Genomic DNA, 12,955 nt, shown 5'->3' with positions numbered 1-12,955 from the left:
TCCTTAACTTCTATCTATTTCTGATTCTTTTTATCCTATTCTTAAGATAAAGGCTATCGCATTATAATCAGAATCGCAACTATTATACTAAGGCCCTTCTTTCACACAGAGCCTATCTCCTTTATACTTAAAATAACCAAGAAAGGAGAATGTATGATGAAACCAGCTATTCCATTAACCGATGCCGAGAAAAAAGAAATGACCAGTCTTATTCAAACCTATTTCTTAGAAGAGCGTGGAGAGGAACTCGGAGAATTAGCCGCTTTTTTAGTATTAGATTTCTTCATGAAGGACCTTGCTCCCCTCATTTACAACATTGGTGTTCGTGATGCCCATACTTTCCTACAAGAGAAGTTAGAGGACATCTTTGAACTAGAAAAGTAAACTCCCTACAAACGAATGGAATATACAGCTATGTCCTTGTCCCATTTTTCGATCTTTTTTTCATACGTCATCCCAATTCGTTCCGCTACTTTGATAGACGGAGTGTTTTCGACATCGATGAGAGAGATGAATTCCGAAATGTCTAAATGACTCTTTCCATAATTCAAGCAAGCTTGGGCAGCTTCTGTTGCAAAACCATTGCCCCATACCGAGCGTTTGAACAAATAACCAACTTCGATTCTCACTTCTCCGTCTACTTTTTGTGGAACGAGGCCACATTGACCTAGGAAGGAGCTCGTTTCCTTATCCTCTACCATCCAAAGGCCAATATTATATTTGCTATAGTTTTCCTTCGTCCAGTCAATCCACCGCTTCGTTTCTTCTATATTTTTTGTCGCAGGATAATAATGCATCGCAATCGGATCTGCGAATATTTCCTGCAAGTAATCTACATCATCCTGAACCATTTTTCGAAGCTGCAACCGCTCAGATGTAGTAACAACTCTCCCCATATGATCCGCCTCCTATTGTAGGACCCATTTTTCAATGGCCTGTGCCACACCAGATTGATCATGGTGACCTGTTACCCAATCCGCAGCTTTTTTCACAGCAGGTTGTGCATTCTCCATCGCAATTCCTAATCCTGCTTCCTTAATCATTTTTATGTCATTTAGGCTGTCCCCGACAGTCATGACCTCTTCTAGCGTAATACCTAAACGGTTACATACCTTCTCCAATGCGGTTGCTTTGTTAATTCCTATCGCATTAACTTCTATATTCGTTGGACTAGAGTTACTCAACTCAAATTGTGGATCCTTTTCGAGTTCCTTCCAAATGAGATCTCGGTGAGTTTCATCCTTTAGATTAAACCCAAATTTCAACCATAAAATCTCCTCTAACTGATCTGGTATTTCCTCTCTCCATACTTGTTCCGTTGATGTCATCCACAGACCCGTTTGATGCTCTTTATGTAATTCGATGAGACGCTTTATAGATTCCAGGCCTAGTGGTTGACGCTCTACTAATTCGCCTTCTGTCGTCCAAATCTCGCTTCCATTAACTGTAATAAGATAAGAAGATAGAAGCAACTCATCTGCAATTGGCTTACAGGTGCTAATATGTCTCCCTGTCGACAGCACGACTTCCACCCCTAATTCACGGGCTTTAGCTATGGCGCTCTTATTTTGTTCCGATACTTGATTGTCTTTATTTAGTAAGGTTCCATCCATATCGAGTGCTATTAATTTGATGGCCATATAGTCTCGTTCCTCCTATTCATTCTAACTTTGTCCAAACTATACCACTAATCCAAAATCACTTCCAACGCGGACCTTGTAACGATCATACCTTGACAAATAATTAAAAGCCTGTATAATAAGGGTTTAACTTCGCCATAGAAGTGACTTGAATGACAGACAATGATAAAAATACTGGCTTTTCTGCTTTATTTTTAGCATAACTTAATTCACACTGGATCGGCTTCGGAGCCGTAAGGATGTAAGAGAGGTAGGGCTTACATCGTTTAGGTTCAGAGAAAAACTTCACTCGTTTTTCTTCTACTAACGTTTCACACGTAGTAGCTTAAAAATACCAGGTGGAAAATAGAGACCGCGGCAATTTATGAACATTTCATATAAATGGTTTTTACATGTAATCTTAGCAAGTTACTTTTATAGACTTGGATTATCCAAGTTGGGTGAATGAACGACAAAGGCAGGCTCTTTTATTGAGCCTGCCTTTTCCATTGAATTGGTTGTTGTGTCGGGCTTGTGATGATAAGAATGACACTCTTATCGAGCTCAAAGTTCCAGTCTACAAAGATGTCAACAATTCGCCGGTGTAATATTTTCTGAAAATGGCTGTTGTTGTGCAAGAAGCTTTTTTCTAGCTTTCTTTTGGTCAGGAGCAACAATTCTTCGTGACCTAAACGGATGAGTTCCTTTTCGATAGGTACTAACAATCCCTCCCGAACATTCACAAAGGCTCGGTCGTTTATTTGATAACACTCGTTTATATCAGGAGTTCGTTGCACAGAGTGACTGATTAGGTCTATTTCCTCCATTAGTTTTTGCTGCCCCTCAAAGCTGATTTGTTGAACATCTTCTGGTTGCTCTATGACTCCAACAAACATCCCTGTCTTATTATGTAAATTCCAATCAAAGTAAAATTCATATACATCTGTGTTAAAGAGGTCATGCATCGTTGTGGTGATCGATGGTGTTAGATCTTCCATGATCGCATCTCTTGTTTTATGCACCGTGTCTTCATTTTTCGTTTTCATTAACACTCTTTCTGTCGCCGACATAAAGTTGCGAATAAAGATGATAACAAAGCCTTGTCCTATCGATACATGAACCGCACCGGGCCCTTTCCCAAAATTTTCTTGCAGAAGTTTACTTATATATTTACTCATTTGCGCCGTTTTCTCTGATATATCCATAATACCCCCCAAATACTATGCTTATATCCTAGTATAGGCATTTAGTGTTATAATTATTTGGAAGATTTTATATATAGAATATTTCGTTTTTATGTGATTTACTTAAATTTAGGTGAAGGGATAGAATGCCATTTCGCTAAAGGAGAATCACATTCCGTGCAATATTTGAATGACACATTGTTGGTGGAGTTATACATCATGGCACTTACTTTAGAGACCGATAATGAATTAGTGCAGAAATTGGAAGTTGAACTACGTCGAAGGGGTATTGAACCGGAGAAGTATTGGGATGACTAACTATTGAGGGAACGATCTAAGAATCGTCTGTGTTTAACAAAAATCTATGGGACGAATGGCACGTTCCTTCATCCCTTCTTTTAAAAGTAATTACTCTATTCCTCTTTCTACTATTGCTTTATGCAATAAACAAATAAACTCATCATTTAGTTTAAGCTCTATTGCCTTCTTATAGGCATCGACTAACTTTTCATCTGTAAGACTTTCAAACATACGTATCCATCCTTTGTTAACAAATAAAGCCTTTCCTGCACGTATTAAGTAAGTAGGAAAGGTCGAGTTATTCACACATGGTTCAGGTCAAAGATTATCTACCTAACTATGATTCTATTATTTATGTGCAGAATTGCCCTCATTCACGGAATAGTCCTCTTGAAATGTTACATAGGGCATATACGTAAATAGTACATTACTATTCATAGTATTTCAACAGCATTTATTTAATATTTATAGTGTGTTGATTCTTTGCGAAATGAGGGTATATTCTATTTGAGGTGAGAAAAAAGAGATGCCGAATAAAGCTTTAATTAGCATAATTGGTGAAAGGCTTCGTACCTTACGAAAAGAACGAAATCTAAGCCAAGAGGATTTAGCAAATATATCTTCCTTACATCCTACCTATATTGGACAGTTAGAGCGGGGCGAAAAAAACGCCACGATTGAAACCCTTGAAAAAGTAACGAACGGTTTAGGAGTAAGCCTTGAACAATTTTTTCGATTCACCGAAACAAATGGTGACAAGAAAGATGAGGTTATTTTACAACTCAAAACTTTGTTATATGATGTTACGGATGAAGATCAAGAAGTGATTGTGAAAATTATTCAAGTTCTACTAGAATGGCGTGACAAAGCCAATTGAACCATTTTCATGATCCACTTCTCATCCATCGAAAAAGCCTGGATTCTAGAATCCAGGCTTTTTCGCATGCTCTAGGTCTTAAGTCTTATTAAAATTACGTCTCAGGAACATTCTCCGTATTTTCCTAACAGGATAAGATACAAATGGGTGATCAACCAAAGAACAAAAGCTCGGGGTTCTAATGTGGATTACAGACTAAAAACGTCCTCCTGAGGACAACGTCTGTAGACCCCTTACCAGCCAGACAAACATCAAGTCCTTACATAGAGAAAATGAAAGTACATTTTATAGGAGGAGAACATGAAGCTATTATCGTTTATCGTAAAAAGAAAAATTCTAGTAGGGTTGTCTGTATTTTTAATTGTTTTATTGGGTGGATATGCGATTTTAAACTTAGACAAAGAATTAATGCCAGCTGTGAAAATGGATGGTGGATATGTGGACATTACCGCATCGGACATGTCTGCCTCGGAAGTAGAACGAACGATTACCACCCCACTCGAAACAGATATTCAAAGCATTGATGGAGTCGAAGAGGTTCAATCCACCACTTCAATAGGACGCGTTTCTTTAGATGTGACCATTGAAGAAGGTCGTGGAGATGAGGTATTCAAAGAAGTCGAAACGGTCGTAAACAGTTCTACTGCTGAAATGAGTGGGATTGAACAAATCGATGCAGGACAGTATGGGGCCACCCAGAGCTATGAATTCTTTATGGACGTTTCCGGAAGTAACATGGAAGAAATGACGACTTTTGCGAAGGAAACTCTTGAACCGAGATTAGAAGCATTACCAGAAGTTCGCGATGTTTCTCTTTCCGGGACATTAGAAAATGAAGTGGAAGTTGCCTTTGATCGGGAAGAGATTCAAAAAGCACAATTAGATGTCTCCCAAGTTATAGGCATGATCCAAGAAATGAACAGTGAAGCAACGCTAGGGCAATTTACAGAGGACGGAGAAAGTTCTACCTTAAGATGGAATAGCCAGATTACGGAAGTAGAAGACATAAAAGATATCGAGATTGCTAGTCCGACTGGAATCATCTCATTAGATAGAGTCGCAGATATTACCCTTCAACCACTTGAAAGCTCTTCTTTCGTTTGGAAGAATGGGACAAAGGATTTTATTTTCCTACAAATTGGGCGTACAGCAGATGTTACACAAATTGAAATGGCAGAAGCGGTTCGGGCTGAAATCAAAAACATCAAAGATGATGGATTAGTTAACGGATTCGAGCTTAATGAAATTGTCTCACAAGCTGACTATGTTCAAGAATCCATTGATGGCGTAACGAGTAATATCATTATTGGTGGTATTATCGCCATTGTCATCTTATTGCTATTCCTTCGCAACGTACGAGCAACCCTGATCGTCGGAATATCAATACCAACTTCCGTATTATTAACCTTTGCAGCTATGACCCTGTTCGACTATAGCTTAAATATTCTAACGTTAATTGGATTAGGTTTAGGAATTGGAATGATGGTAGACTCCTCTATTGTAATACTGGAAGCTATCTATCGGAAGAAAGAACAAGGAATGCCAGCCTTTGAAGCCGTTATTTCTGGTGTAAAAGAAGTAGCTGGTGCGGTATTAGCTTCGATGTTAACAACAATCGTGGTGTTTTTACCAATTGGTTTGCTCGGCGGAGACATGGGACAAATGATGCTTATGCTGTCAACTGTTGTAGCCCTAACGCTCATTAGCTCTGTGATCATTTCCTTTACGTTAATTCCTTCTTTATCAGAGAAGTTTTTAAAGTTAAGAAAACCAAAAGCGACTAGTAAGCGTGGTCCTCTATTACGAGGATACAGTCGTTTAACAGCATGGGTTGTGAAAAAGAAACGTAATAGTTTTGTCGTCATTACGATGTTTGTACTCTTATTTGTAGGGTCCATCTTCCTTGTTCCGAAGATTCCGATGACAATCATGCCGGATATGTACAACCGTTATAATGAAATACTCATTCAAGTAGAGCCGGGTCTCTCCGAAACACAAAAAGAAGAGTTAATTAATCAGATGCACGAGAAATTGGACAATATCCAAGATGTTGAGACTGATTACATGATGGATAATGGAAATTCGTTATATGCGATCATTAACATGACAAAAGGCGAAGATATTACGAGAGAACAAGAAGACGTAAACGAGGAAATCTATGAATCGTTACGTGATTTAAAAGAAGATTATCCTGTGAATAGTGTTCAAGGCTCTATGTCTAGTGGTGGTGGGTACCCTGTTCAACTAACCGTAAAAGGGGAAGAGTTTGGAGATCTACAAGCCTTGTCGAACGAGTTTAGTGATGAAATGGCTAAAATAGATGGAATTGTGGAAGTACAACACTCCATGCAGCATACATCTAGCCAACAAGAAATTGTCCTAAATGATGAAGCATTGCAAAATGCTAGGGTAAGTCCAGGCCAGATAAAGCAATTGATTCAACAATCATTCTTAGCCACAGAAATTGGAGAACTAACAATCGAAGAGGAAGAAGTCCCTTTAAAGGTCACTTGGAATAAAGAATCTCAAACTGAAAATAGAGATGCATTACTTGACATGGAAATTCCAACTGAGGATGGGATGAAAGCCTTATCGTCGTTTGTAAGCTTTACGAACGTACAAACTCCGAACGAAATCAGTCATTCCGGTGGGGAAAGATTCGTTACCATCTCGGCGGATATCAAAGATCGAGATTTGGGCGCCATAAACCGAGATGTACAAAAACTTATCGAGGACTATGAAACACCAAATGGCTATGACATTGAGGCTGCAGGAGATATTGAACAGCAACAAGAATTAATTCAAGAAATGCTAATGATATTAGGAATTGCCATATTCCTTGTCTATCTCGTCATGGCTGTTCAATTCAACCATTTGGTTCACCCATTAATCGTAATGTCTGTGATTCCAGTAACCGTTGTTGGTGTAATCCTTGGCTTGTTTATTACGAACCAGGATTTAAGCTTGATGTCAGGAATGGGTGTCGTCATGTTAATCGGAATTGTCTTAAACAATGCGATTCTGTTAATAGACCGTACCAATCAACTGCGTCAGGAGGGCTACTCTGTAGAAGAGGCTTTATTAGAGGCTGGACAAAATCGACTACGTCCAATCTTTATGACAACCTTAACGACAGTTGGTGGGATGCTACCGTTAGCTATCGCTTCTGGAAGTGCTGGAAATTATCAAGCACCAATGGCAACCGCGATTATTTCTGGATTACTATTTGCAACATTCATCACATTGCTCCTCGTTCCAGCAGTTTATAAACTACTGTCTAGAAAAAGAAAAAGTGCGAAAAAAGATAACATAGAACCACAAGAAGAAACGAAAAAACACTTGGCAATTTAACAATCAACCCACCTTTTGAACTGTTTCAGAAGGTGGGTTTAATCATTTGGCAAGTATTTAGTAAAGTACGCGGCAAACAAGAGAAAAACAAAGGAAGAGCCCCAAACGAGTAGCCCTTTGTATGGAAACTTTAGAAACAAACCTAAAGTCTGAACCACAACGCTTAAGAGGATAAAGATAACGGTTAGCTTGCTTTTCAAAAAATAACCTCCTACATTTGCATACCAAGATGATATCAATTTCTCGAAGTGGAAAGCAAATTCCCTTTCACTCCCAACACTTTACAATCATTTCACACCATTCCATAAGGAAAACTTGGCTAAGCAATCCTTTAGGTACTGGATGGGCCCAAGTTGCACTTATACTTAATTCCGAAAAAATTTTTACTACGTCGAGTTTCTCCTTGCAAAAATTTTATATACAAAAACCGGGTGGTTTTTGGCACCACCCGGTTATCATTCTACGCTTCTGGTTTAGCAAACGTTACATAGGTTCCTGCGATCATGTCGTGGATAGCTCTTCTGTCATCCCTTAAACCGACCATAAATGCACTAACAATAAGAGCAATTCCTAAGGTCAAAGCGTAGATAATCCCAGATACAAAATAACGAAGAATCATTGTTCCAATTCCTAGTTTTTCTTCGTTCAACTTTACGATTCTTATACCCATAATTCGTTTGCCAACTGTATAGCCTACCCATAAAACAGGTACAAGTAAATAATATATAGATTCTAAAATAGTCGTAATCCAATTATCTTGTTCACCGGTTATTAAAGATCCGATTAAACTAATTGGGATTCCAATTAGAAGACCATCCATTAAACCAGCTAGGAATCTGCTCCCAAATCCTACAGGTCTGTCTACCATAATTCCCCTCCTTAACCATCGTTACCTACCACTGGATCTGAATAGGCTCTTTCGGGAAACTTGTTTTCGTATAACTATGAATTTGTATGCTTGTAGGCTTCGCAATCTCACCACCACTCGCTTCAATTTTCATCTGTTGTTCAATAGGTAGATAACGAACTAGTGCGTCTGAGTGAATAGGCTCTCCATCTTCATAAACCTTTCCTTCTTGATCTAAGATTACGTTTTCATGTTGCCCTATTTCCATCGAAGTAGGTTCAGGTTCCGTAAGCACCTCAAAATTAATATCTTCAAAAATACGTTCTTTCGTGTATTCTGTTTGAACCGTAAGCGTGGTTGGTGTTCCTAGCTCGATGTCCTGAACAGATATCGTGGACCCTAGAAAAGGAAATTCCTGCGGTTCCTTTTTATTCGGATCGATTGGAAATGTTTCATTTATCGATATTGTCTCCTGAATCATCCGAACTTTTGCCTCCACTTTATTTGGAGGTGAAAAATACATCGATTCAAACGGATATTCTTCCTTCATAACGTAAGCCGTTCCAGAACCAAAAACATTATTAATTCGTAGACTTCCAAACTCCGGTTCATAGACTTGCTCGTCGGTTTTTAAATTCTCAAAATGAAAGAACTTCCCACCCTGCATTACAAATCCATTTTCTTCACTTGGGGGCTCCATCTCATATTCATAATGTAGAATTGTGACGGTAGGAGCGATTGTCAGCTTGGTAATATGAATATCGTGTCCGGCCACTGTCGTATCTAAATTAATCTCTTGTTCCTTCACCTCTTGTTTTTCTATCGGTACGGTGAATTCCCATTCTCCTTGAAAGGTTTTATCTCCGGTAAAGTTGTACATGCCATACATGCTATATCCCATTCCCTCTTCTTTTGGTGGGGGAATTACCTCTGTGAGTTGTGTAATCTTTAACTGGATTTCCCCTTTTGTATAATCTTTATCAAGGGGGACGACGCCCAAGCGACCTTTAAAGACAGATGGATCATCACTTTCTTCTCTATTTACCATGGTTGAGAAGACATAACTCCCTCCATTTCCTTGTGTATAATCTAACATACCAAATTCCGCATCAACGGTAGGAGGGTGACGATCGCTAATCGCCCATCTTTTCTCATTTTCTAAATCCTCCACCTCGTAATAGATATAGGTTTGGATGTCGTCCGCTACTACATGCGTGATTCTCACCTTTATGCCATTGCTAACTGCTTCTAAGTTCACATTGTTCCCGACACCGAACTGCTGCAGATCTTCTAAGCTTTGATCATCAGCCATCCTAAATCCATCCCACCAAGTATTTATTTTCTGGAAGGAACCTGTAGCAAATAAAACAATCGCAATAAGTACAAAGGACGCTGCTATGATTCCATTATTTTTGGTGGACCATTCGATTTTTTTCTTAGCTGGCTTATTTTTCATTCTTTCATAAATATTCGTGCAAGTCGGACATGTATGAAGATGAGCCTCTAGCCTTTCCTTTTTAGCTAAAGAAAGCTTTCCCTTCATATACTTAGGTAATTGCGCCTGATATTTTCTACAGTTCATACTTCACCTTCTTTTCTCGGTCGTCGATTCGTTCTTATATATGTTTTTTCTACAAAATTTTGAAATTTCCTTTAATTTTCCAACATTAATCTTTTCTTTCTATTCCTCGAAAAATTCAGTACAATTAGTCTATCTCAATGTTAGGAGACAAACTTGTCATGAATATAAAGAAAACAGTGGATACGCAAAAAGCCTTTTTTCGAACGGGAACTACGTTAGAATATGCGTATCGCATGAAAGCGCTGAAAGCTTTAAAGGATGCCATTAAACTTAATGAACAAGCAATCATAGATGCTCTTCACCATGATTTAAACAAGTCTCCCTTTGAAGCCTACTCTTCTGAAATTGGTATCCTATTAGAGGAAATCCGTTTTATCATGAAACACTTGAAAACATGGATCAAACCAAAAAAAGTAAAAACGCCTCTTACACATATAGGATCTAAAAGTTATATGCACCCAAGTCCCTATGGAGTTTCCCTTATCATCGCACCATGGAACTACCCATTCCAATTAGCTATAGCACCACTCATTGGAGCTATAGCTGCTGGCAATTGTGCGGTTGTCAAACCGTCTGAGCTAACACTGAAAACATCGGAAGTCATTCAACGTATTATTGAAGAGATTTTTCCCGATTCTTATATAACCGTCTTGCAAGGTGATGCGGAAGTAAGCAAGCAGCTATTACAACAAAAGTTTGATTATATCTTTTTTACGGGAAGTGTTTCGGTTGGAAAAATCATTATGGAGGCGGCAGCCAAACAGCTTACCCCTATCACGCTAGAGCTTGGTGGAAAGAGTCCTTGTATTATTCATGAGGATGCTCACTTAAAACTTGCAGCAAAACGAGTAGCCTGGGGGAAGTTTGTAAATGCCGGTCAAACTTGTATTGCCCCTGATTATGTCTATGTTCATCACACAATAAAAAATGCCTTTCTTCAAGAACTGGAAAATGCTATTGTTCATCTATATAAAGATGCACTTGAAACGGATCGCTTTACTAAGATTGTATCCAAACGTCACTTTAATCGTCTCGTGGCGTTCTTAGAAGATGGAAATAAGAAATTGGGTGGGGAGCATGATGAGCAACAACGTATTATAGAGCCTACCATTTTAACGGACATTAACTGGAATCATCCCATCATGCACGAAGAGATATTCGGGCCAATCCTTCCTATATTAGAATACAATGATTTAGAGGAAGTTCATCAAGGGATTGAACATTCACCAAATCCATTGGCTTTATACTTGTTTACGGAGAACTCACATGTTGAAAAGGATATCCTTGAAAGAGTTTCCTTTGGCGGTGGTTGTGTAAATGATACGATTTACCATTTTGCATCCCCCTATCTACCGTTTGGCGGTATTGGCAGTAGTGGGACCGGTTCTTATCATGGGAAAGCGAGCTTTGAGACATTCTCCCATAAAAAAAGCATTTTAAAACAGACGACGAGCTTCGATATTCCATTTCGCTATCCGAATACGAAACATGGATTGAAGCTATTAAAGCGATTTTTAAAATGATACGAAAGAACCCGTAGCATCTCGAGTGCTACGGGTTTGTTTTATGTTTAGTTTGTCGCAGATTCTGGCCAAAAGTTTCCTCGATTGACTACCGTATTATTCTTACCTGTTCCCTTAGCCATGTATAATGAAGCATCTGCAGCGCTGAATAAAGCTTCTTTATCCATTCCTGCTTCTAATTTTTGCACACCGATACTTATCGTAACCTGCTCTCCATTCAATTCTTTATGATGGACTTGCGATAGGTTTACTCTTATTTCTTCCACTTGCTGATAGAATTCCATCGTGGTCTTTCCGATGCTTACGATGGAGAATTCTTCTCCCCCATATCGGGAAGGAAAATCATCTGCAGATAAATGTTGATGAATTTGTCTCGCAACAATCGCAATCACTCGATCTCCAGCGAGGTGGCCGAAGCGATCATTTACGGATTTAAAATTATCAATATCTAAAACCGCTACATGCACCTCTAATTGCTCCGGATTCTCTATTCGGAAAATCGAATCCAAGTGTTCGTGAAACGAACGGTGATTGTACAGCTCTGTAACGGGATCAATCCGATTTAGTCGCTCCATGTGAACGTTTTTCAACGTCAATTCCTGTTTCTCTTCCATAATTTCCATCAGTTTATTCCGTACTTGGAAGTTATGCTGCATAAATCGACTGATAATAAAAGCCGTTCCAATTAACAATGCAAAGGTCAAAATGAAATCGGAAGCAGAAAGTTCTACATATTTTTGGTAGGAAAACAAGTACACGAATACAACAGAAATAAAAGCGATTACTACCGAATAAATTAAAAGGCGCATTTTATAAAAAAATAAAGATAAGAGAATCGGAAATATGAGTATAAATGTCGTCATCGGCTTATCGTAAATCGCTAACATGATAATACAAGCGATTACGTTCATTCCCGTAATAAGAATATAATCCACATATTCGACTTCTTTATAGGTAACCAATTCTAATACGAGTACTGTTAAAATCAGTTCAATAGTTGGGGATAACACCACTTTTTGAAAGAATAGTCCAGTATCCTGTGAAGTAAAAATCATATTTAAGGAGGTCATCAGGACGTATAAACCAACAATCATCCAAAGCGTATTCAAAATTTCTCGAACTAAAGGCTTTTTATCTAAATTTACTATTTGCCCAATCATTGGTTTTTCCCCCATAAAAAAAGTGACATCCAAAACGAATACCACCATAAAAACTTCGGTAACCCGGCAATCTTAGCATAGTGCCTTAGACCCGTGGTTTTGCGTCCCCGCTTTTCAGTGGGTTTGCCTTTTCGCTTTAGATTATTAGATTATATGTCTATTATAGACTATTCATACCTAGATATAAAGTCCTATTACCCTGCAAATTAATCATTATTTTGAAAATTTTTTCTTTTAATCTTCATCTTTCACATCGATACTTTCTGGAATTGGCTCCTGTAAATATTCCTGCATCATTTTATGTAATTTCTCTACCTGTTCAAGATGAGATTCAAACTGTTCCTTGTTGATTAAAAATTCCTGTCCATCATGGATGGCGCGAATCTTATTGTGATGAATGAGTGCTTCAATTTTAGATTCCGAAAGCTGCAAATAATCTGCTGTCTCTTTAACTGTCAGATACATGGTTCCTTCACCCTTTTAATCCTGTTTTTAATAGTTATGACCAGTCT

General features: G+C 38.5%; 13 protein-coding genes and 1 riboswitch. Of the genes, 4 read left to right on the top strand and 9 right to left on the bottom strand.

Translation table 11 applies throughout. The features are described from left to right. Positions 1 to 156: 156 nt before the first annotated feature. The gene (locus KO561_RS03260) at positions 157 to 384 is read left to right on the top strand and encodes a DUF2164 family protein (protein WP_231095723.1); all 228 of its coding nucleotides are present in this window, start codon (positions 157 to 159) and stop codon (positions 382 to 384) included. Between the two features lie 5 nt (positions 385 to 389). Here the strand turns inward: KO561_RS03260 and KO561_RS03255 are convergent, their stop codons facing one another. The 4 genes from KO561_RS03255 to sda all read right to left on the bottom strand — a co-directional run bounded on the left by KO561_RS03255 (position 390) and on the right by sda (position 3,334). Continuing rightward, complete coding sequence (locus KO561_RS03255) at positions 390 to 896, bottom strand: GNAT family N-acetyltransferase (protein WP_231095722.1); 507 nt, start codon at positions 894 to 896, stop codon at positions 390 to 392. 12 nt (positions 897 to 908) lie between these two features. Continuing rightward, the gene (locus KO561_RS03250; protein ID WP_231095721.1) at positions 909 to 1,640 is read right to left on the bottom strand and encodes a Cof-type HAD-IIB family hydrolase; all 732 of its coding nucleotides are present in this window, start codon (positions 1,638 to 1,640) and stop codon (positions 909 to 911) included. 467 nt (positions 1,641 to 2,107) lie between these two features. Then, a complete protein-coding gene (locus KO561_RS03245) occupies positions 2,108 to 2,824 on the bottom strand; it encodes a Na-translocating system protein MpsC family protein (protein WP_231095720.1) in 717 nt (238 codons plus the stop codon). Between the two features lie 387 nt (positions 2,825 to 3,211). Continuing rightward, on the bottom strand, positions 3,212 to 3,334 hold the full coding sequence (sda, locus tag KO561_RS03240; protein ID WP_231095719.1) for a sporulation histidine kinase inhibitor Sda: 123 nt from the start codon (positions 3,332 to 3,334) through the stop codon (positions 3,212 to 3,214). Between the two features lie 295 nt (positions 3,335 to 3,629). On the opposite strand from sda, the gene KO561_RS03235 reads away from it, so the two are divergent. Both KO561_RS03235 and KO561_RS03230 read left to right on the top strand, forming a co-directional pair. Next, a complete protein-coding gene (locus KO561_RS03235) occupies positions 3,630 to 3,980 on the top strand; it encodes a helix-turn-helix domain-containing protein (RefSeq protein WP_231095718.1) in 351 nt (116 codons plus the stop codon). A gap of 300 nt (positions 3,981 to 4,280) precedes the next feature. Then, the gene (locus KO561_RS03230; RefSeq protein WP_231095717.1) at positions 4,281 to 7,331 is read left to right on the top strand and encodes an efflux RND transporter permease subunit; all 3,051 of its coding nucleotides are present in this window, start codon (positions 4,281 to 4,283) and stop codon (positions 7,329 to 7,331) included. A gap of 38 nt (positions 7,332 to 7,369) precedes the next feature. Here KO561_RS03230 and KO561_RS03225 read toward each other — a convergent pair whose 3' ends face one another. From KO561_RS03225 to KO561_RS03215, 3 genes are all read right to left on the bottom strand, one after another. Beyond that, on the bottom strand, positions 7,370 to 7,531 hold the full coding sequence (locus tag KO561_RS03225; RefSeq protein ID WP_231095716.1) for a hypothetical protein: 162 nt from the start codon (positions 7,529 to 7,531) through the stop codon (positions 7,370 to 7,372). 260 nt (positions 7,532 to 7,791) lie between these two features. Further along, on the bottom strand, positions 7,792 to 8,199 hold the full coding sequence (locus KO561_RS03220) for an RDD family protein (protein ID WP_231095715.1): 408 nt from the start codon (positions 8,197 to 8,199) through the stop codon (positions 7,792 to 7,794). 25 nt (positions 8,200 to 8,224) lie between these two features. After that, entirely contained in the window at positions 8,225 to 9,760 is a 1,536-nt protein-coding gene (locus tag KO561_RS03215; RefSeq protein ID WP_231095714.1) for a DUF4179 domain-containing protein, read from the bottom strand. 158 nt (positions 9,761 to 9,918) lie between these two features. Here KO561_RS03215 and KO561_RS03210 point away from each other — a divergent pair, with 158 nt between their 5' ends. Next, positions 9,919 to 11,283, top strand: coding sequence for an aldehyde dehydrogenase (locus tag KO561_RS03210; RefSeq protein ID WP_231095713.1), 1,365 nt, complete (start codon positions 9,919 to 9,921; stop codon positions 11,281 to 11,283). A gap of 47 nt (positions 11,284 to 11,330) precedes the next feature. Here KO561_RS03210 and KO561_RS03205 read toward each other — a convergent pair whose 3' ends face one another. Together KO561_RS03205 and KO561_RS03200 are read right to left on the bottom strand one after the other, a co-directional pair. Further along, positions 11,331 to 12,443, bottom strand: a complete 1,113-nt coding sequence (locus tag KO561_RS03205) for a GGDEF domain-containing protein (RefSeq protein ID WP_231095712.1) — start codon at positions 12,441 to 12,443, stop codon at positions 11,331 to 11,333. Positions 12,444 to 12,497: 54 nt separating this feature from the next. Beyond that, positions 12,498 to 12,581: riboswitch (cyclic di-GMP riboswitch) on the bottom strand. Positions 12,582 to 12,677: 96 nt separating this feature from the next. Further along, complete coding sequence (locus tag KO561_RS03200) at positions 12,678 to 12,908, bottom strand: excisionase family DNA-binding protein (protein ID WP_231095711.1); 231 nt, start codon at positions 12,906 to 12,908, stop codon at positions 12,678 to 12,680. Between the last annotated feature and the right edge of the window lie 47 nt (positions 12,909 to 12,955).

This window comes from Radiobacillus kanasensis, assembly GCF_021049245.1.
GTDB classification, from domain to species: Bacteria; Bacillota; Bacilli; order Bacillales; family Amphibacillaceae; genus Radiobacillus; species Radiobacillus kanasensis.
The sequence above is the reverse complement of the archived record's forward strand: the minus strand, read 5'-3'. Positions and strand labels throughout refer to the sequence as shown.

Bases quoted from the DNA above. Each gene is read 5' to 3' on its own strand.
- KO561_RS03260 (WP_231095723.1), top strand. From the start codon at position 157: ATGAAACCAGCTATTCCATTAACCGATGCCGAGAAAAAAGAAATGACC.
- KO561_RS03255 (WP_231095722.1), bottom strand. From the start codon at position 896: ATGGGGAGAGTTGTTACTACATCTGAGCGGTTGCAGCTTCGAAAAATG.
- KO561_RS03250 (WP_231095721.1), bottom strand. From the start codon at position 1,640: ATGGCCATCAAATTAATAGCACTCGATATGGATGGAACCTTACTAAAT.
- KO561_RS03245 (WP_231095720.1), bottom strand. From the start codon at position 2,824: ATGGATATATCAGAGAAAACGGCGCAAATGAGTAAATATATAAGTAAA.
- sda (WP_231095719.1), bottom strand. From the start codon at position 3,334: ATGTTTGAAAGTCTTACAGATGAAAAGTTAGTCGATGCCTATAAGAAG.
- KO561_RS03235 (WP_231095718.1), top strand. From the start codon at position 3,630: ATGCCGAATAAAGCTTTAATTAGCATAATTGGTGAAAGGCTTCGTACC.
- KO561_RS03230 (WP_231095717.1), top strand. From the start codon at position 4,281: ATGAAGCTATTATCGTTTATCGTAAAAAGAAAAATTCTAGTAGGGTTG.
- KO561_RS03220 (WP_231095715.1), bottom strand. From the start codon at position 8,199: ATGGTAGACAGACCTGTAGGATTTGGGAGCAGATTCCTAGCTGGTTTA.
- KO561_RS03215 (WP_231095714.1), bottom strand. From the start codon at position 9,760: ATGAACTGTAGAAAATATCAGGCGCAATTACCTAAGTATATGAAGGGA.
- KO561_RS03210 (WP_231095713.1), top strand. From the start codon at position 9,919: ATGAATATAAAGAAAACAGTGGATACGCAAAAAGCCTTTTTTCGAACG.
- KO561_RS03205 (WP_231095712.1), bottom strand. From the start codon at position 12,443: ATGATTGGGCAAATAGTAAATTTAGATAAAAAGCCTTTAGTTCGAGAA.
- KO561_RS03200 (WP_231095711.1), bottom strand. From the start codon at position 12,908: ATGTATCTGACAGTTAAAGAGACAGCAGATTATTTGCAGCTTTCGGAA.